The 19,243-nt window shown below is 62.3% G+C and carries 18 protein-coding genes; 12 read left to right on the plus strand and 6 right to left on the minus strand.

All coding sequences use genetic code 11. The features are described 5' to 3' along the window. Positions 1–30 precede the first annotated feature (30 nt). The 4 genes from M0D64_RS13925 to M0D64_RS13940 all read right to left on the minus strand — a co-directional run bounded on the left by M0D64_RS13925 (position 31) and on the right by M0D64_RS13940 (position 5,055). Complete coding sequence (locus M0D64_RS13925; RefSeq protein WP_266258105.1) at positions 31–861, minus strand: ABC transporter ATP-binding protein; 831 nt, start codon at positions 859–861, stop codon at positions 31–33. Beyond that, a complete protein-coding gene (locus M0D64_RS13930) occupies positions 855–1,913 on the minus strand; it encodes an ABC transporter permease (RefSeq protein WP_266258106.1) in 1,059 nt (352 codons plus the stop codon). The genes M0D64_RS13925 and M0D64_RS13930 overlap by 7 nt, the downstream gene beginning before the upstream one ends. Positions 1,914–1,973: 60 nt before the next feature. Further along, positions 1,974–3,422: a SidA/IucD/PvdA family monooxygenase gene (locus M0D64_RS13935; protein WP_266258107.1), complete on the minus strand. Its 1,449-nt coding sequence runs from the start codon at positions 3,420–3,422 to the stop codon at positions 1,974–1,976. A gap of 142 nt (positions 3,423–3,564) precedes the next feature. Further along, complete coding sequence (locus tag M0D64_RS13940; RefSeq protein ID WP_266258108.1) at positions 3,565–5,055, minus strand: MFS transporter; 1,491 nt, start codon at positions 5,053–5,055, stop codon at positions 3,565–3,567. A 277-nt stretch (positions 5,056–5,332) separates the two neighbouring features. Here M0D64_RS13940 and M0D64_RS13945 point away from each other — a divergent pair, with 277 nt between their 5' ends. The 6 genes from M0D64_RS13945 to M0D64_RS13970 all read left to right on the plus strand — a co-directional run bounded on the left by M0D64_RS13945 (position 5,333) and on the right by M0D64_RS13970 (position 11,544). Continuing rightward, entirely contained in the window at positions 5,333–6,400 is a 1,068-nt protein-coding gene (locus tag M0D64_RS13945) for an ABC transporter substrate-binding protein (RefSeq protein WP_266258109.1), read from the plus strand. 16 nt (positions 6,401–6,416) lie between these two features. After that, entirely contained in the window at positions 6,417–7,271 is an 855-nt protein-coding gene (locus tag M0D64_RS13950) for an ABC transporter permease (protein ID WP_266258110.1), read from the plus strand. 48 nt (positions 7,272–7,319) lie between these two features. Then, the gene (locus M0D64_RS13955) at positions 7,320–8,204 is read left to right on the plus strand and encodes an ABC transporter permease (RefSeq protein ID WP_266258111.1); all 885 of its coding nucleotides are present in this window, start codon (positions 7,320–7,322) and stop codon (positions 8,202–8,204) included. 71 nt (positions 8,205–8,275) lie between these two features. Then, a complete protein-coding gene (locus tag M0D64_RS13960; RefSeq protein ID WP_266258112.1) occupies positions 8,276–9,142 on the plus strand; it encodes an ABC transporter ATP-binding protein in 867 nt (288 codons plus the stop codon). Between the two features lie 46 nt (positions 9,143–9,188). Next, positions 9,189–10,565 carry an LLM class flavin-dependent oxidoreductase gene (locus M0D64_RS13965; RefSeq protein ID WP_266258114.1) on the plus strand — a complete coding sequence of 459 codons (1,377 nt, stop codon included), beginning with the start codon at positions 9,189–9,191 and terminating at the stop codon, positions 10,563–10,565. Between the two features lie 31 nt (positions 10,566–10,596). Further along, positions 10,597–11,544: a TauD/TfdA family dioxygenase gene (locus M0D64_RS13970; RefSeq protein ID WP_266258115.1), complete on the plus strand. Its 948-nt coding sequence runs from the start codon at positions 10,597–10,599 to the stop codon at positions 11,542–11,544. A 147-nt stretch (positions 11,545–11,691) separates the two neighbouring features. On the opposite strand, the gene M0D64_RS13975 is transcribed toward M0D64_RS13970, so the two are convergent. Beyond that, positions 11,692–12,036, minus strand: a complete 345-nt coding sequence (locus tag M0D64_RS13975; protein ID WP_266258116.1) for a DUF3088 domain-containing protein — start codon at positions 12,034–12,036, stop codon at positions 11,692–11,694. 55 nt (positions 12,037–12,091) lie between these two features. Then, positions 12,092–13,309: an acyl-CoA dehydrogenase family protein gene (locus M0D64_RS13980; protein ID WP_266258117.1), complete on the minus strand. Its 1,218-nt coding sequence runs from the start codon at positions 13,307–13,309 to the stop codon at positions 12,092–12,094. Positions 13,310–13,601: 292 nt separating this feature from the next. Between M0D64_RS13980 and M0D64_RS13985 the strand changes: the two genes are divergently transcribed. From M0D64_RS13985 to M0D64_RS14010, 6 genes are all read left to right on the plus strand, one after another. After that, positions 13,602–13,892 (plus strand): co-chaperone GroES, encoded by a 291-nt coding sequence (locus M0D64_RS13985; protein WP_007177123.1) that lies wholly within the window; start codon positions 13,602–13,604, stop codon positions 13,890–13,892. An 18-nt stretch (positions 13,893–13,910) separates the two neighbouring features. Beyond that, the gene (groL, locus tag M0D64_RS13990; protein WP_266258118.1) at positions 13,911–15,551 is read left to right on the plus strand and encodes a chaperonin GroEL; all 1,641 of its coding nucleotides are present in this window, start codon (positions 13,911–13,913) and stop codon (positions 15,549–15,551) included. 369 nt (positions 15,552–15,920) lie between these two features. Continuing rightward, positions 15,921–16,766, plus strand: a complete 846-nt coding sequence (locus M0D64_RS13995; protein WP_266258119.1) for a transporter substrate-binding domain-containing protein — start codon at positions 15,921–15,923, stop codon at positions 16,764–16,766. Next, complete coding sequence (locus tag M0D64_RS14000; protein WP_266258120.1) at positions 16,763–17,524, plus strand: amino acid ABC transporter permease; 762 nt, start codon at positions 16,763–16,765, stop codon at positions 17,522–17,524. Before M0D64_RS13995 ends, M0D64_RS14000 begins: the two co-directional genes overlap by 4 nt. Then, complete coding sequence (locus M0D64_RS14005) at positions 17,514–18,320, plus strand: amino acid ABC transporter permease (protein ID WP_266258121.1); 807 nt, start codon at positions 17,514–17,516, stop codon at positions 18,318–18,320. Before M0D64_RS14000 ends, M0D64_RS14005 begins: the two co-directional genes overlap by 11 nt. Beyond that, positions 18,307–19,176: an amino acid ABC transporter ATP-binding protein gene (locus M0D64_RS14010; protein ID WP_266258123.1), complete on the plus strand. Its 870-nt coding sequence runs from the start codon at positions 18,307–18,309 to the stop codon at positions 19,174–19,176. The genes M0D64_RS14005 and M0D64_RS14010 overlap by 14 nt, the downstream gene beginning before the upstream one ends. Positions 19,177–19,243 lie beyond the last annotated feature (67 nt).

Here is a 19,243-nt window from a genome sequence, read left to right on the forward strand (position 1 = left end):
CCTCTGGTCGTTATCGATTGTTTTATTCGTTCAGGTGTCGAGTCCTAGCTGGGCGAGCACCTCGCGGCGCAGCGCCACCAGTTTCGGATCGTCGCGATGGCGCGGATACGGCGCGTCGTTACGCACTTCGGCGACCACACGCGCCGGCCGCTCGCTGAAAACGATCACGCGGTCGGCGAGCAGGAGCGCCTCTTCGACGTCGTGTGTCACCAGCAGCACGGAAAAGCGCGCGTCCAACCAGAGCCGCGCCAGTTCACCCTGCATGCGGATACGTGTGAGGGAGTCGAGCTTGCCGAACGGCTCGTCCAGCACCAGCAGCGCCGGATCGTTGACGAGCGCGCGGGCCAGCGCCACGCGCTGCGCCATGCCACCCGATAATTGATGCGGAAACGCTTCAGCGAATTCACTAAGGCCGACTAACTCCAGTGCGGCGTCGATCCGTTGCTGCGCCTGCTTCTCTTGCGGACCGCTGCGTCGCGCGAAGCGTTTGCGCTGCGCCTGCGGACCGACCCCGACATTGCCGCGCACTGTGCGCCATGGGTACAAGGTCGGGTCCTGAAACACCACCACACGCGACGGATCGGGACCGACAATTGCAGCTCCATCTGCCTGCACGCTGCCCTGCGTCGGCGTATCGAGCCCAGCGACCAGCCGCAGCAAGGTGGACTTCCCGCAACCACTCGGGCCGAGCAGCGCAACGAACTCGCCCGGCTCGACCGTGAAACCGACGTCCTGTAGCACCGGCAACGCGGCACCACGCAGCGCGACTTGATGGCTGACGTGGCGCACGTCGATGCGTGCGCCGTCGCGGACCGGCGCAGCAGCGGCCGACTGATTCAACACTTCGGGTACGGCTACCATTTGAGCAATCCCTTTTGCCAAGCCAGCAGGCGATCACGCACACGAAACAGCAACGTGATCAGACCGGAGCACATCAGCGCCATCACGAGCAGCGCTGCATACATATTCGAATACGCCGCCCAGCCCTGGGCCCATTGCAGATACCAGCCGAGCCCCGCTTTCACGCCCATCATCTCTGCGACGATCAGCACCGAAAACGACGCGCCAAGACCCATGAACAGGCCGACGAACACCGACGGCAGCGCCGCCGGAATCGCCACGCGCAGAATCAGAAAAGCGGGCCGCGCGCCGAGCGTGCGCGCGATGTCGTAATAGGCCGAGTTGACGCCGGCTACGCCCGACCAGGTCAGCACTGCGACCGGGAAAGCGGTCGCCAGCGCGATCAGGAACACACTCGCGCTGAAGCTCGACGGAAAGAAGAAGAACGCCAGCGGCAACCATGCGGTAGCCGGTAGCGGCCCGATCAGGCGCAGGACCGGATGGACCCAGTAACTCACGGCCTGCGACCAGCCGATGCTCACGCCCGTCACGAATCCCGCAGCCGCGCCTAGCACGTAGCCATAGGCGAGTAGTCCAAACGAATGCACGACGCTCGAACCAAGCCGCGGGTAGTCTTCGGCATAGACACCGATCAGCGCCTGCGGTGGGGCGAAAAAGGGCCGCGGCAGCCACTCGAGTTGTGCGGTGATCGCTTCCCATGCGCTCACGCCGAGCGCCAGCGCGAGCAACCATGGCATTGCCCCAAGCCATGCGCTGGTGCGCGTGGGCGTCGTCGCCTGAGTGGACGGATTGCGCCATCCCGCGACGGTCGTCGCAACAGCAAATGCCGCGAGCACCAGCTTCAACGCGATGAATTCTTTCGTATACGGCCAGTCGTCGGCACTCGGCCACCATTCGGTCAGCGCTGCGCTGCCGAACCACGCTATGGCAGCGAGGCCCGCAATCAGAACACTGCGTGAGAGCCCACGCCGTGTTACGGCGCGGTTGATGTCAACGACGTCCGTGCCGATGGCCGGCGTTCCTGTCGTGATCGATTCGAACTGCGTGGACATAGCGGCTCCTGCCTCTCGCCTTATTGAATTATCGTGACCGTGCGCTTGCTCGGGTCCACCTCACGCGACGTCGACCCTGTCGCGCTGCCAGACGCTCTGTGCGTAGACTGAATCGTCGAAATCCGCGGCGATGTCGCCGTGAATCCGTGCTTCATGCGCGTCCAGATCGGCGAGAAACAGATCGCGGCTGATTCGCTGCGCCACGGAGGGAATATCGCGCTTCATGCTCGGTACGTCACCGACCGGCAATCCGAAACTGACGAAGGCCGCTGGGTTGTAGACGTGGATGTTCTTCAGATAAGGCGCCTCGCCCTCGACCTTCTCGAGGTATTCGAGCGCGGCGCCGAGATACGGATGCGCGCCCAGCGCGTCGTCGCTATCGCCTGCGGCGGGCACGTATTGATCGCGCCACAGGCGGATATGCCCGGCGATCTGTGCCAACTCCGGCCGCAACGCCGGATCGATCACATAGCCCGTGCCGGCAATGACGAAATCGAATGCGAACGACTCACCCGCCACGTCGGTCTCCACGCGCTCGTCTCTGACGCTTGCATGTGTCCACGGCGCGCCGAGATGCAGATGAAAGTTCGGAAAGCGTGTGACGCGCTCCAGGGCGTCGACTGGCGGCGTCGAACCGGCAACGCGGAAGCGTCGCGCCTGCGACCAGCGAATCGCGTCAGGCAGATGGAAATAGTTGTCGTACGCGCCGGGATAGGCGCGTGTGCGGGTCACCGGCACCGACGCGATCCGCTCACGCCGCACGAACAGATGCACCTGCCCTGCGCCGGCTTCGAGTGCCGTGCCTGCCGCATCGAATGCGGACGCCGCGCCGCCGATCACCGCCACGGATTTGCCGCGCAGCGCAGCGAAATCGATCGCCTCGGAGGTGTGAGCACGAAGTGTCGGCGGAAGGCTCTTCAGCACAGCAGGAATGTTCGGCCCGCCGTTACCCGCAACGCCGTTGCCGAGGATGATCTTGCGTGCCGTCTCCACGATATTGCGCACCGTGGCGCCATCGCGTACTTCCAGATGCAAACGAAAATGCTCACCCGTAGGTTCGATTCGCGTAAGCCGTGTGCCGTAGCGAATCGGAATTTCGAGGAAATGCCGGTACCACGCGAGATATTCTGCCCAGCGCGTGCGAGGAATGCGGTCGATCTCCGCATACGACGCAGCGCCGAAGCGCGCTTCATACCATGCCTGAAAGCTCAGCCCCGGCAGACCCGCCTCGGGGCCCACCAATGATTTAGGGGTGCGCAGCTTGTTCATGCGGGCGCGATTCAACCAGACGCCCGCTTGGCCTTCATCGGCAGCGGCGTCGATCACGCTGACCTGACCGATGCCGGCGCGCCGCAAGGCGAAAGCGAACGCCGCGCCGGTCTGTCCACCGCCGACAACCACCACGTTATGGTCGATGCCATCGCGCGGCGGGACCCAGTTCTCGGGTGAGGGACCGATCAGCCGCAGTGTGTCGAGCGCAGGCTGATCGGGGTGATTGAATTGCGTCATGGTGTCGGGTTCGGTCTGGGAGTTGAACAGCAGACGGATGCGTCGAAATCGAATGGCGTGGCCATCGGACGATCAAGTATCGCGGTGCCGCAGGCTTACCCAAACCAACAAATTTCGCTTTGCTTATTTGTTTCGTGGCGCCCTACGCTCGTGACGTCACTCCTGAATCCGCGTAGTCCTCGGCGTCGATGTCGTACCCCGACGGCTCCCAACGGATCGCCAGCAGCACGAGCAGCGAGCTCAGCGGCGCAATGGCGATCAACCAGAAGACCTTCGTACCCAGCGCGGCAGCCAGAACCGGGAACAGAAATAGCGAGACCGTCGACGCGGAACGCACCAAGGTCTGGTTGAAACCCACGCCGATTCCGCGCAGCGAGGTCGGATAGCTCAGCGACGCATAGGTCATCGAATGGGAGCCTGGTCCGAAACCTTGCCCGAACAGATAGCCGCCAAGCAACAGGATCGCGACGACCACGAGCGCGCCGCTGCCGGGTTTGCCGATCAACGCGAGCCCGATCAGCGAGGCGAACTGCAGCGAGTGCCCGAGCACCGTCATCTTCCACGCACCGACGGTTGGTGCGGTGCGCACGCCGATCAGCCCACCCACAAACGCAAATGCCAGATTCAGCGAGAGCGCCGCGATGATCGTCGTAAGCGGCCCCTGATGAAAGAAGCTAGTGATGATCACCGGCAAGCCGAAAATGATCGCGTTGTAACCGAACGAAGAAGCACTGCCGATCACCGCGGCAAGAATCGTGCGGCGCCGGTAAGTGGCGTTGAACAGGACCCCATAGTTGCGCCACGACGCCGCACGCGGCGCCTTGACCCGCGTCGCGCTTCGTTCAACCACTGCGTCGACGCCATACGAGCGCTTCAGAATGCGCGCGGCCTCCTCGAGATCGCCCTGATTCGCTGCCCAAACAGGCGATTCGCTGATATAGCGGCTGCGCACGAGAATAATCACGATGGCCGGTACCGCACCGAACGCGAGTGTCAGACGCCATAACCAGCCAAGCTGATGCTCGGGCAGAATCGCGTACAGCCCGAGAATCAGCAGATAGCAGGTGCTCGTGGCCGCGTACCATGCGGGGCACCACGCGGCCACACTGGCCGCCTTGTTGCCCTTGCCCGCTACCCGCGAGAACTCGGCGAGAAACGCCATCGCCACCGGCAGATCGAGCCCCACGCCGAAGCCCATCAGAAAGCGCGCCCCGCCGAGCACCCACGCATTCGGCGCAAGACCGGCCGCGATCGCCGCGACCACGAAGAACAGCATATCGGCCATGAACACGCGATAACGGCCGATGCGATCAGTCAGATACCCGCCGAACAGCGCGCCGAGGATCGCGCCGAACGTGATCGCCGACGAAACGAATCCCACCTGAACCGGCGACAGCGAAAACTGGCGCGCGATGTCCTTGATCCCGTAAGCAAGCGACGTCAGGTCGTAAGCATCGAGAAAGACTCCACCCAGGGCGATCGCAATCACGATGCGTGCGTTACTGCCCTTTGCAGCGCCCGCATTGACGATGCGCGAAACATCCTGCGCACTACGGATGACAGTGGAAGACGCTGTGTTACCCGCAGGCGCTTGCGGGTCGGCGACGGTGGATGGAAAAGCAACAGTGGACATGATCTCGCGTTCGCATGAATGGCTGAAGCGTCGCATGGTAGCCATGCAATCCACGCACGCAAAACGACGAATTTAACTATGCAAATCGGGAATCGCGCACTTGCACCGTGCCAGTGCCGCACGGACCCTTTTAGGCAACGTGGTTCGAACTACTGCAGATTTTCTTATCAGCAATGATTGGTTGGATTCGAGCGCACGCGAATCTAACGTGTAGTGCCAGCTCTCTGCCCACCTGAGCATTTGCACTCCATTCCCTTCCATCGATCGGTATCGCCGCATGCGCTATTTCCGTCTGCTGAAATCTTTCGTTGCCGTGGCGACCCTGTCGCTTGCCGCGGTTCACGCCTATGCTGACAAACCCGCCGTGATCCGGATCGGCGTTGCGCAGCAGGGCACGGGCGACCCGCCTACCTTCGGCGGCACCCCCGCGGCGACCGTGCAATTGCAGCAGTCGCTCGAAAAGGAATTCGCCGCCGACGGCATCAAGGTCGAATGGCTGTTCTTCAAAGGCGCCGGCCCGGCCGTGAATGAAGCGATTGCCGACAAGTCACTCGACTTCGCCTTTCAGGGCGATCTGCCTGCAGTACTCGCCCGCGCCAACGGCCTGAAGACTCACCTCCTGCTCGCCTCGGGCGTGCGTACCGGTATCAAGATCGCCGTGCCCACGGATTCGGACGTGCGTTCGATCAAGGACCTCAAAGGTCGCCGTGTCTCCATTTTTCGCGGCACCAATCTGCAACTGGTCGCCGACAACGCGCTCGCCGCCAATCAGCTCGAAGAGCGCGACCTGCGCGTGATCAATCTCGACACCGCCAGCTCGCTCGCCGCTTTGGCGTCCAAGGGGATCGACGCGTCGGTCAACGACTACCACCTGTACAAACTGCGCGACCAGGGTCTCGCGAAAATCGTCTACGAATCGCAGAACGATGGACCGCAATTCACGCGTCAATCGCATCTGCTGGTGCTCGACGATTTCGATAACGCGCATCCGGATGTCGTGCAACGCGTCGTCAACGTGTTCGTTCAGGGCGCGCAATGGTCGTCGGATGAGGCGAACCGCGACGCGCTCTTCAAGCTGTGGGCCAAAAGCGGCGTGCCCTATTCCTCATGGCAGGCCGAGTTCGCGAATCAAAGTCTGAAAGACCGCAATTCGCCGTTGATCGACCCGTTTGTCGTCGCGCGCTATAAAGCGGTCGCGGCGGATGCGCTGAAACTCAAACTGATCCGCCAACCCGTCCAGGTCGACGGCTGGTTCGAGACGAAATATCTCGACAACGCGCTGCGCGCGCAAAAACTCGACCACTACTGGACGCGCTACGACGCTGCCGGCAAGCCGCTCAGCTAAAACGGGAGCGATCACGATGAGCGAAACCGCATTTCCGGTCGATAGCGAACGGCTCGGCCACGCCGCCGCGGCGCCGCGCGCGCCGCTCTATCGCAATGCGCGCCTGCGCGCACTCGCCTGGCATCTCGCGCCGTGGGTATTGCCAGTCGTCCTGCTCGCCTTATGGGCGACCGGTTGCGAGCGCGGCTGGATCGCGCCGCAGATTTTGCCGCCACCTGAGCGGGTGTTCGACACCTTTGTCGAGTTGACACGCAACGGCGATCTCGCAAGCAATACGCTCATCAGTCTCCAGCGCGTGCTGCTCGGCTTCGTTGCGGGCACCTTGGTCGGTTTTGTGCTCGGCGCGGCGCTCGGTCTGTCGCGCACTTTCGAGGCCTACGTGTTGCCGAGCTTCAATGCGCTCGTGCAGATCCCCGTGCTCGGCTGGCTGCCGTTTCTACTGCTGCTCGTCGGTGTCGGCGAGCCGCTCAAATACATCCTGATCGCACATGCCGCGCTTGTTCCCGTGACATTGAGCACGCTGCAAGGATTCCGCCAGACACCCGCCTCGCTCGATGAAGTCGCGCGCGTCTTCGAATACAACCGCTGGCAACGGATCGTCTATCTCGTCCTGCCCGCTGCCGTGCCGACGCTCGCCACCGGCGTGCGGCTCGCGTTCACCAAAGCGTGGCTCGCACTGGTGGTCGTCGAATTGGTGGCGTCGTCCGAGGGGCTCGGCTATCTGATCGTCTACGGGCGGCAACTGTTCCAGCTCGACCTGGTGATGGCCTCGGTGGTCGTGGTCGGGGCCATCGGTTACGCGATGAATCGTTCGCTCGACGCGCTCGAAGCGCGTTTGCGGCGCGGTCAACCGTCGGCGTTTCGCGAGTAATAGTAATGGCGCCGATTGCTGCCACGCACCGCATATGAGGTATCCACGATGAGTCTTGCTCTTTTCAAGCGGCCTGCCGGATCGAAACAGTCGGCCGATGCGTCCTGCGACTGCGGCAGTAACGTGCCCGCCTCCTTCCAGCGCGCGGCGCGGCCGCGCCGGTCCCTGCTCTCACGCGTCGGCTGGCGCGGCGCCGTCTTGCCCATCGTCGCCATTGCGGTCTGGTGGGCGATCTCGGAAGCGCACGTCGTCAAGAGCGGCTTGCTGGTCAGCCCCGCGCAGGTGATGGCCACCGCCTGGCAGCAAATCGTCAGCGGCGCGCTTTTCAAGGCCCTTTCCGCCTCGCTCGCGCGTGAAGCGAGCGGTTTCGTGATCGGCACGCTTGGCGGCCTGTTGCTTGGCAGTGTGCTCGGCTTCTCGCGGCTCGCCACACGCATGATTGGCCCGAGCTTCGACACGTTCAAGCAGATCTCCCTGTTTGCATGGATTCCGCTGATTTCCGTGTGGTTCGGTCTCGGCGACGCAGCGAAAGTCGTGTTCCTCTCGCTCGCCGCGTTGCTGCCGGTCGCCGCGCATACATGTGACGGTATTCACGCCGTGCCGCGCGCCTACATCGAAGTCGCGCGCGCTTTTCGCTATTCGCGCTGGCAATTGATCCGCGCAGTCATTCTGCCTGCCGCGTTGCCGTCGATTTTTACCGGCCTCTATCTCGCGCTGATCTATTCGTGGCTCGCCACCCTTGGCGCGGAATATCTGCTGGTGGCAGGCAGCGGGATCGGCAATACGCTGATCGACGGCAGCGAGCAGTTCCGCATGGATCTGGTGCTGTTCGGCGTGATCGTGGTCGGTGTGACCGGTTGGGCGTTGAACGCGCTTGCGCGCGCGGTGGAGCGAGCGATCTTTGCGCGCCGTTCACAGGCGGCCGCTCGATAAGCACGCAGCCGATATTCACCGGCTATGCACTGAATTTGCACTGAACACAGATTACAGATCAAGGTCCGCACATGACTTCCTCCACGCTTTCCGACAGCATCGACATTCTCCACGTCAGCAAGCGCTATACGCAGCAAGGCGGCACATCGCTTGCGGTGCTCGACGACATCAGCCTGCGGGTGCGCCCCGGCGAATTTGTCAGCGTGCTCGGATCGAGCGGTTGCGGTAAATCGACCTTGCTGCGGCTGATCGCGGGCCTGGATACCGATTACAGCGGCGAAATCGTCGTTGCCGGAGAAAAGGTGCGCGATACCTCGCTCGAGCGCGGCATCGTGTTTCAGGATCACCGCCTGTTTCCGTGGCTCACGGCGTCGCAAAACATTCTCGCCGCGTTGCGTAACGCGCCGCTGTCGGCACGAGAAAAGCGCGATGCGGTTGCGCAGCACATCGCGCTCGTCGGCCTGAACGGCTTCGAGAATGCGTATCCGCATCAGTTATCGGGCGGCATGGCGCAGCGTGTGGCGATCGCACGGGGCCTCGTGAACCGCCCGCGCGTGCTGCTGCTCGACGAACCGTTCGGCGCGCTCGATGCACTCACGCGCGGCCGCCTGCAAAACGAGTTGCAACGCATCTGGGAACACGAACGCATCACGATGATTCTCGTCACGCACGACGTCGACGAAGCGCTCTACCTCGGCGACCGCGTCGTCACCATGGCGCCGCGGCCGGGCCGCATCAAACGGATTGTCGATGTCGCTCTGCCGCGTCCACGCGAGCGTAACGATCCCCGCTTCATTCATTTGCGCGACGAAGTGCTGGCCGACTTCGCCGAGTACGACGCCGCGCGCCATGAGCCTCACGACGATGACACGCCACACGGCGGCACGCGCATTCCAGTAGCGAATCCACCGATCACCGAATGGCGGCTCGCGTGGTGACACCCGCGGCATCCCCCATACACACAAACCCTTCGCGGAGAGAACGATGAGCGGTGAAAATCGCCAGAAGCGGCAGATCAAACTAGGCGCCTTCCTGATGGAGACAGGCCACCATATCGCCGCATGGCGGCATCCGGATGCACACGCGAGTGGCGGACTCGACTTCGCACACTACGCGGAACTGGCGCAGATCGCCGAACGCGCCAAATTCGACACGATATTTTTCGCCGACAGCGTGAGCGTACGCGACACGAATCTACCCTCGCTATCCCGCACGGCGCGCGCCGATCATTTCGAGCCGTTGACGCTGCTGTCCGCGCTTTCGGTCGTGACGAAACACGTCGGCCTGATCGCGACGGTCTCCACCACGTTCAACGAACCATACAACCTCGCGCGCAAATTCGCTTCACTCGATCATCTGAGCGGCGGACGCTCGGGCTGGAATCTCGTCACATCGAGCACCGAATCCGAAGCGCTCAATTTCAATTTCGAACGCCATCCGGAGCACGCGGTCCGCTATGAACGCGCGCGTGAATTCTACGATGTGGTTGCAGGCCTATGGGACAGCTGGGAAGACGACGCGTTTATTCGCGACAAGGAAAGCGGCGTCTATTTCGATCCGGACAAACTGCACGTGCTCGGTCACAAAGGCAAGCACTTCAAGGTGCGCGGACCGCTAAACGTCGCGCGTTCGCCGCAGGGATGGCCGGTCGTCGTGCAGGCCGGCGCATCGGAAGCGGGACGTGAGCTCGCCGCGCAAACCGCGGAGGTGATCTTCGTCGCGCATCAAACACTCGATGAAGCGCAGTCGTTCTATCGCGATGTCAAAGGCCGCCTCGCGAAATACGGCCGCTCGCCGGATCATCTGAAGATCATGCCGGGCATTTTTCCGATTGTCGGCCGCACGCAGGAAGAGGCCGACGCGAAGTTCGCCGCGCTGCAGGACCTGATTCATCCGACGGTCGGTCTGTCGCTATTGTCGAATATGTCGGGCGGTGTAGACCTTTCCCAGTATCCCGTCGACGGGCCGTTGCCCGAGTTGCCGGAAACCAACGGTGGCAAGAGCCGTCAACGCTTGCTGTTCGATCTCGCGCGGCGCGAAAACCTGACGATCCGCGATCTGTATCTACGCATTGCCGGCGCGCGCGGCCATCAGCAGGTGGTCGGCACGCCGCAAAGCATCGCGGACCAGTTGCAACAGTGGTTTGAAGAAGAAGGCGCGGATGGCTTCAACATCATGTCGCCGTGGTTACCGGGCGGGTTGACGGAATTCGCCGAACTGGTGGTGCCGGAGTTGCAACGGCGCGGACTTTTCCGCACTGAATACGAGGGCCGCACGCTACGCGAGAATCTCGGGCTGCCGCGACCTGCAAACCGCTATACCGCCGAGACAAAACAGCTACCCGCCGTAGCGGGATATTGACGCAACACGTTCTCTTCGCCAGGAGCCTCGCATGAGCGCAGCCGCATTGCAGGAAGTACAGTCGATTCAGGTCAACCCGCTTTCAGCGCATATCGGCGCAGAAATCCACGGTGTCGATCTCACACAGAAACTGGATACACGTCAGATCGCGGACATTCGCGCGGCGCTTCTTAAGTGGCGCGTCGTGTTCTTTAGCGAGCAGTTCCTGACGCACGAACAGCACGTCGCTTTCTCGGCACAGTTTGGCGAGTTAACTTTGGGACATCCGGTGTTCGGCCATGTCGACGACCATCCGGAAATCTATTCGATCTCGAAGTACCGCAAGGCAACGCGTTTTGAGGGGCAAGCGCTGCAGCGCCCCTGGACCGGCTGGCACACGGATGTGACGGCCGCGGTCAATCCGCCCTGGGCGTCGATCCTGCGCGGCGTGACGATTCCGCCTTACGGCGGCGATACGCAGTGGACCAACCTGGTGGCCGCGTATCAGAAGCTTTCCGCGCCGTTGCGCACGTTCGTCGATGGCCTGCGCGGACTGCATCGCTTTACGCCGCCAGCCGGCGCAAGCGGAACGGAAGCATTCGTCAAAGCCGTCGAACAACGCATTCTCGTTACCGAGCATCCGCTCGTCAGAGTGCATCCGGAAACGGGCGAGCGGGCGCTCTATGTCAGCCCTAGCTTCCTGAAGTCGATCGTCGGCGTGACGCCGCGCGAAAGCCAGGTGCTGCTCGAACTTCTCTGGGAACACGTGACGCGGCCGGAGTTCACCGTTCGCTTCAAATGGGAGGCCGGCAGCGTAGCGTTCTGGGACAACCGCGCGACCGCTCACCTCGCCCCCACAGATATTTTCGATCTCGACTTCGACCGGCAGTTGTATCGCACGACGCTGGTGGGCGATGTGCCGGTTGGCCCGGACGGGGCGCAGTCGGTCGCGATCGAAGGCTCGCCGGTGAGCGCCGCGGCGGCAGTCGCGTTGAACTGAGGCTCGCGGTGACTTACTCAACTCTGGCTGCGCCCTCATCTGCGTCGACGGCGTGCAGCTGAGTTTCTTCGATTTCCGGCCTGACCTCAATTTATTAGGTGAGCGCGTACTGCCGTTACTGCGCCAAGCCGGCTTGCAGCCGCTGCGTCAATGCACCTTGGGGAAACCGTGACGCTGCGCAAGCAGGTCGAGGATCCGGCGCGTATCCGTTTCGAAGCGCTTCTCGCCCAGCGTCTGGGCATCTGCCGGCGCAGGCTGATCGTCGCCGAAAATCAACACCGGCAGACTCTGGTGCTCAGCATCGAGTGCCTCCACGACCGCGGCGCGGGGACGCGGGAACGGCAAGCGGCGAATGTCCAGGCGTGCGTTAAGCGCAGGGTCGCTCGCCAGCAATCCTTCGATAGGCGCGCCATCCGGACAGATAAAGCGCTCGTCGGGGTGGTTCGGATCGGTAAAGCCCGGTTCCAACAGCAATAGCAGATCTCGGCTCATGGCATTCAGTAGTGGGATGATGGGTAAATGGATCGCAGCGTTTTTTCCAGGAATTTCAGAAAACGCGCCCTTCAGTCAGATGCGTGGTCACGCCGTTCAACTCGTAATCGCCGATCACGCGTGCTTTATGCAGTAACGGGTTGTGGCTGAAGATCGTGCGCAGATTGCGCCAGTGACGGTCGAAATTGTGCGCTCGCCCTGTAGCCGATGCCCCGCCGATTTCAAACAAACGCTCGCCCGCATAGAGCGCCAGCTTGCTGACCACCAGTTGCGTTTTGGCGGTAGCCAAGGACCCTTCCAGCACGAGGTCTTCCGCATTGGCTGCGCCGCTGCGGATTGCATTTGCCGAGCGGTCCAGCGTGCGTGCGTTCTGCGCGACCAGCGCGTCGATCGACAGACTGTGCGCCGCGAGGTCGCCGACCACCTGCTGCACGAAACCGTCCTCGCGTGCCGAGGGTGCCGGGCTATGCAGCACTGGGCGCCCGTATTGCGTCACGTAGCGCCGCGCGTCCGCAAGAATGTTGCGCACGATACCTGCCGCGACCGTTACCAGATGCAATTGCCGCACCGCGCTGCCATGGCGGCCTGCGAGACTCGTATAGCCGCGTGTTGCGATTTCATGGGCAAATACCTGCACGTTGTCGAGCACGAGACTGCCGCTCGCCGTCATGCGCTGCCCCATCCCGTCCCAATCGTCGAGCACCTGCAGGCCCTCACGTGAGACCGGGATGACAATCGACACCTTCTCATCCTTCTCGTCCTGCACATTGATGCGCGCATAGTCGGAGAACGCCGTGCCGGTCGAACAGTATTTTTTGCCCGTTACGCGAAAGTGCTCACCGTCGCGCACCAGCTTGGTGACGATTTCACCGGGCCTGGATGTGCCAAGCTCCGTCGACGCGCCGCCGAAGATCGCCCCTTCCCGTACGCGCTCGATCTGCGTGTCGTTGAAGGCGGAGCGCGGTGACAGCACCAACTGTTCGGTCAGATCGAAATGAATCCGCAATGCATGCGCGACATTCGACTCTTCCGCAGCCAGCGTGGCGATCACATGGAACAGGTCCTCCAGCGAACCGCCGAGGCCGCCCCACTCGACCGGAAAACGGAGCACGCCGAGCCCCGATTCGCGAAACAACGCGAAGCGGTCGAACGGCAACTCGCGCCGCACCTCGCGTTGCGCGGCGTCTTCGCCGATCGCTTTAGCGAGCGCCGGCAACGCGCCGAGCGCCGCCTGAAGCCGCGCACGTGCTGTGCTTTCCTGAGAGACCTGCATGCCATCATTCCTTGTGTATAAGCGCGCGGATCAGGCTAGATCCGGCTGATTGTCTTGGGAGCGTGTATCGGCATCCCGATGGGACGTGCCGATTCGACGGATCAGTATAGGGACGCGGCCCACCTTGCAAAACCAGCGAATCAAGCTATGGATATGCGCGTTTCTGAAATGCCATTCGCCGATAAGGATCGATGAATCCGTTATTGGAGCGTCGCGCGGCATCTTTCTATACTCGATTCCGGTCAGCACTCACCAACGACGAGTGCCAAATTTCAATCGCGGAAGTCGAACCATGAGCCTACGTCCCTTGCATGACCGCTTGATCGTCAAGCGTCTCGACCAGGAAACCAAAACTGCTTCAGGCATCGTCATTCCCGAAAGCGCCGCCGAAAAGCCGGACCAGGGCGAAGTGATCGCCATTGGGCCGGGCAAGCGCGATAGTGACGGCAAACGCATCGAGCCTGACCTGAAAGTCGGCGAACGTGTGCTGTTCGGCAAGTACGCCGGCCAGTCGGTCAAAGTCGACGGCAACGAATTGCTCGTGCTGCGCGAAGAAGATGTCGTCGCAGTCGTCACGCAATAACGAACGGAGCATCAAACCATGGCAGCAAAAGAAATCATTTTTAGCGACGTCGCCCGCTCGAAACTGGTCGAAGGCGTCAACATTCTGGCCAACGCGGTCAAGGTCACGCTCGGTCCGAAGGGCCGCAACGTGGTGCTGGAACGCAGCTTCGGCTCGCCGGTGGTGACGAAAGACGGCGTCTCGGTCGCCAAGGAAATCGAATTGCCGGACCGCGTGCAGAACATCGGCGCGCAACTCGTGAAGGAAGTTGCCTCGCGCACCAGCGACGCCGCCGGCGACGGCACCACCACCGCGACTGTGCTCGCGCAAGCCATCGTGCGTGAAGGCCAGAAATACGTCGCGGCAGGCCTCAACCCGTTGGACCTGAAACGCGGCATCGACAAGGCCGTGATCGCCGCGATCGACGAACTGAAGAAGATCAGCAAGCCGACCACGACCAGCAAGGAAATCGCCCAGGTCGCAACGATCTCGGCCAACGGCGAAGAGTCGATCGGCCAGCGTATCGCCGAAGCGATCGACCGGGTCGGCAAGGAAGGCGTCATTACCGTCGAAGACGGCAAGTCGCTCGACGATGAACTCGACGTGGTGGAAGGCCTGCAGTTCGACCGTGGCTACCTGTCGCCCTATTTCATCAACGATCAGGACAAACAGGTTGCCGTGCTCGATAACCCGTTCGTGCTGCTGCACGACAAGAAGGTGTCGAACATCCGCGATCTGCTGCCGATTCTGGAACAGGTCGCCAAAGCCGGCCGCCCGCTGCTGATCATCGCGGAAGACGTGGAAGGCGAAGCGCTGGCTACGCTTGTGGTCAACAACATTCGCGGCATTCTGAAGACCGTCGCGGTCAAGGCGCCGGGCTTCGGCGACCGCCGCAAGGCCCTGCTTGAAGACATCGCGATTCTGACCGGCGGCCAGGTGATCGCCGAAGAAACCGGGCTGTCGCTCGAGAAAGCGACGCTTGCGGAACTCGGTCAAGCCAAGCGCATCGAGGTGGGCAAGGAGAACACCACGGTTATCGACGGCGCAGGCGACAGCAAGAACATCGAAGCGCGTGTGAAGCAGATCCGCACGCAGATCGAGGAAGCAAGCTCCGACTACGACCGGGAAAAACTGCAGGAACGTGTGGCGAAGCTGGCGGGCGGCGTGGCGGTCATCAAGGTGGGCGGCGCGACCGAGATCGAAGTCAAAGAAAAGAAAGACCGTGTCGACGACGCGCTGCACGCCACGCGCGCTGCGGTCGAAGAAGGTATCGTGCCGGGCGGCGGCGTCGCGTTGATCCGCGTGAAGCAGGCCATCAGCGGACTCAGAGGTGTGAACGCCGATCAGGATGCGGGCATCAAGATCGTGCTGCGCGCGCTCGAAGAACCGCTGCGCCAGATCGTGACGAACGCCGGTGAAGAAGCCAGCGTAGTGGTCGCCAAGGTGGCCGACGGTACGGGCAACTTCGGCTACAACGCACAGACCGGCCAATACGGCGACCTCGTGGAATCGGGCGTGCTCGATCCGACCAAGGTCACGCGTACGGCGCTGCAAAACGCGGCCTCGGTTACGGGTCTGCTGCTGACCACCGATGCCACCGTTCATGAAGCACCGAAGGATGCGCCGGCAGCCGGCCAGGCTGGCGGTCCGGGCGCAGGTGGGCCGGGACTGGATTTCTGATTCTGAGCGTCAACGCGCTAGCCGCACAAGCACGCCGGCATGCTTTCCACAGCATGCCGGCGTGCTGCAACAGGAGCAAACGTGTCAGCCGGATATAGCGCGGCACACACAACCGGTGCATAGCCGGTCAAATCCGCCACAACATCCATTTCTCCGTTTCAACGACGCTCGCGTCTGCATAAATGCGCGAATCAGATAACGGTATGAAAAATCCTTGGTTCTTTCCGGCGTCACACATGCCGAGAATAGGCAGTCCCGAATCGCGTCCTGTATTTCTCCTCCGGCAAGTCCTGGTGGCCTCATAGCAACGAAGTCACGCCGATCGGCCGGAGCGATATCAGGATCCAACCTGACTTCCGCCTATCTTTCATGTTCAGCCGACCGACCCGCCCCACCCTCCAGCGCGCATTGCGCGCCGTAACGCTTTTCGCAGCATTGGGCGCCAGTGCCGCCCACGCCGATACGACACTCGATCGGATTCATCTGCGGCACAAGATCGTCATCGGCGTGATCCTGTCCGGTCCGCCGTTCGGCTCGCTGGATCCGGCCACACAGAAACCGCTCGGCTTTAATATCGATCTCGCGAACGACGTCGCGAAACGCCTCGGCGTCGACGTGGAGTTGACGCCGGTTCAACCGTCGAATCGCGTGCAGTTCCTGCAGCAAGGCAAGGTCGATGCACTGATCGCCAACATGGAAGTCACGAAGGAACGCGCGGAACTCTTCTCCTACCCGCCTACCCCGTTCGAGGAAATCGGCGGTGCGCTGATTACCCGCAAGGACAGCGGCATCAAGACCTGGAACGACGTGCGCGGCAAGCCCGTGTGCGTCTCGCAGGGCAGCAACTATACGAAACCGCTCGCCGAAGAATATGGCGCACAGGTGAAGGCATTTCGCGGCCAACCGGAGTCGCTGCTCGCATTGCGCGGCAATAACTGCGTCGCCGCGGTTCACGTTGCCCCTACGCTGCGCCTGCTCGTCGCGCGCAATCCGGACTGGAAGGACTACACGATTCCCGTATCGAACGAGCTGATTCCGTCGCCGTCTGTAATCTGGGTTCGCAAGGGTGAAACGGATACGCAGAGCGCGCTCGAAAAAATCGTGCAGGACTGGCATCGCAGCGGCTGGCTGATCGACGTCGAGCACAAGAACGGCATGCAGCCCTCGCAAGCCGTGCTCGATCTGCATGCGAAGTACAAGGCGCAAGGTGCATGAGCGAGTCGACTCAAGTGCTCTCGCACGCCGCCGCGAGCGTGGTCGATGCGATCAGCAGGATCGGGCTGAACTACAGTTTCGTTCTCGCGCCTGACGAACTCGCGTCGTTCCTGCATGGCATGCTGGTCACGCTGGAACTCTCGCTTGTTACGGCGCTCGGCAGTCTTGGCGCCGGTGTGGTGTTGGCGGCGCTACTCACTTCCCAGCGTCCGGCGCTCGCGCGCCCCGCTCGCGTGTTCGTCGAGATCACGCGCAATACGCCGACGCTCGTGCAGCTTTTCTGCGCCTTTCTGGTGATCAACATGCTGCTCAGCGAGGCACTGCGCAATCTGGGCGGCAATCCGCTGACGCCGTTCATCTGGAGCGCGATCGTCATCTCGCTGCACAAGGGCGCGTTTCATGCCGAAGCCCTGCGCGCCGGTATCGAAGCGGTGCCGCGCACCACGCTCGAAGCAGCCCAGTCGCTCGGTTTCAGCCGCCGCCAACGCCTTTGGAGCGTGCAGTTGCCGCTCGCGCTGCGCTTTGCGCTCCCCGCGCTCGTCAACAACATGGTCGACCTGGTGAAGATGACCACCGTCGCTTCCGCAATCGCCGTCGGCGACATCACGTATGCATCGATCATGATCTGGACGCAGCGCGACAACGTGCTCGAGTTGATGATCCTGATTCTGCTGTTCTTCGGTGCACTGACCTTTGCGATCAATCGCGCAGGACGCTGGCTCGAAGTCCGTCTGAGGATGCCAGGCTATGGCCACTGAATCCATCATCGTGCCCGCGCGGGACGGGCGGTACCGTTCCCTCTTTGCGCTTGCCAGCGTGGTCGGTGTCGCCGCCCTGCTGGCGCTCGCCGAACACGAGATCGCGCATGGCCCGAGCTATCCCGCACTTGCCGCACTCATTACTTGGGCGCCGGCGCTCGGCAAATCTCTGTGGGTCAACATCGAAATCAGCCTGCTTGCCATTGCACTCGGCACACTCGCCGGTCTTGCGCTCGGCCCCTTGCTGCTGTCGCCGATCCGGGGCGTCCGTCTGATTGTCCGCAGCTATGTGCAGGTGTTTCGAAATGCCCCATTGCTCGTGCTGATCTATTTTTCGACCTACGTGTTCCCATTCGAAATCGCGCTCGGTCAACACATCGTGCCGTTTCCTGACTGGTTCAAGGTCACGCTCGGACTCGCGCTGCCGGCCAGCGCCAACTTCGCCGAGATCTTCCGCGGTGCGATCCAGTCGATCCCTCATGCACAGTGGGACGCGGCACGTTCGCTTGCGTTCAGCCGAACCCAGGTGTTCCGTTGGATCATCCTGCCGCAATGCGTGAAGCGGATGCTGCCGCCGTGGATGAGCCTGTACGCCAGCATCACGATGGCGACCGCGCTCGCGTCGCTGGTGGGTGTGCACGATCTGCTGGACACCGCGCAGGTGGCGAGCAATACCGTGGCGCGTGCAGATTTCACGGTCCTCGTCTATTTCACGGTGCTCGGGCTGTTTTTCGCCTACTGCTACCCGATCGCGCGCTTCACCCGCCTTCTTGAGAAACGCTATGCTTTCAGTTGATGTCTCGCTCGCTCCCCCATCCGCATCCGCAGCCGCTGCTGCGGCCGTGCGCCCACTAGTCCGGTTGCGCGATGTGCATCTGTCATTCGGCTCGACGCCGGTGCTCAAGGGTATCGACCTCGACGTGTTCCGCGGGCAGGCCGTGTCGATCATCGGACCATCCGGGTCGGGCAAGTCGACGATTCTGCGCTGCATTACCGGGCTATTGCGTCCCCAACACGGTGAGATCGAAGTCGACGGTATCCGCGTCGACCGGCTCGCCTCTGAACGCGACGAGATCGAACTACGCAAGCGCGTCGGTTTCGTGTTCCAGCAATACAACCTGTTTCCGCATCTGAGCGTATTGGACAATCTGGTTGTCGCGCCCGTGCGCATCCTGGGGCGCGACAAAGCCAGCGCCACTCGCACCGCTTACGATCTGCTGAAGAAGGTCCGCCTCGAGAACAAGGCGCATGCGTATCCGGGTGAACTGTCGGGCGGTCAGCAACAGCGCGTGGCGATTGCACGCGCACTTGCGATGCAGCCGGATCTGATCCTCTTCGATGAAGTGACCTCGGCGCTGGATCCGGAGACCGTGGGCGAAGTGCTGACCGTGATCCGCGATCTGGTGAGGGACGGCATGACCTGCGTGCTCGTCACGCACGAGATGCGCTTTGCCGAGGAAGTGAGCGATGCGGTGTATTTCACCGAGGCCGGCGTGATTGTCGAACATGGCCCGGCTAACGCGCTGTTCCGCGCGCCGGTCAATCCGCGTACGCGTGAGTTTCTGGCGCATACCCCGTCCGCGCCGGAGACTGCCCATGCGGCGGCGCCCCGCACACCGCTGGCACTGGATCTGCGCCACTTCGCGATCTAGACGATCTCGAACGATCTGGACCTGCCAGTACGGCGCGGGTCTGGATGCAAGCTTGAAAAAAAGCGGC

The organism is Paraburkholderia sp. WS6 (assembly GCF_030464835.1).
Lineage (GTDB): Bacteria > Pseudomonadota > Gammaproteobacteria > Burkholderiales > Burkholderiaceae > Paraburkholderia > Paraburkholderia madseniana.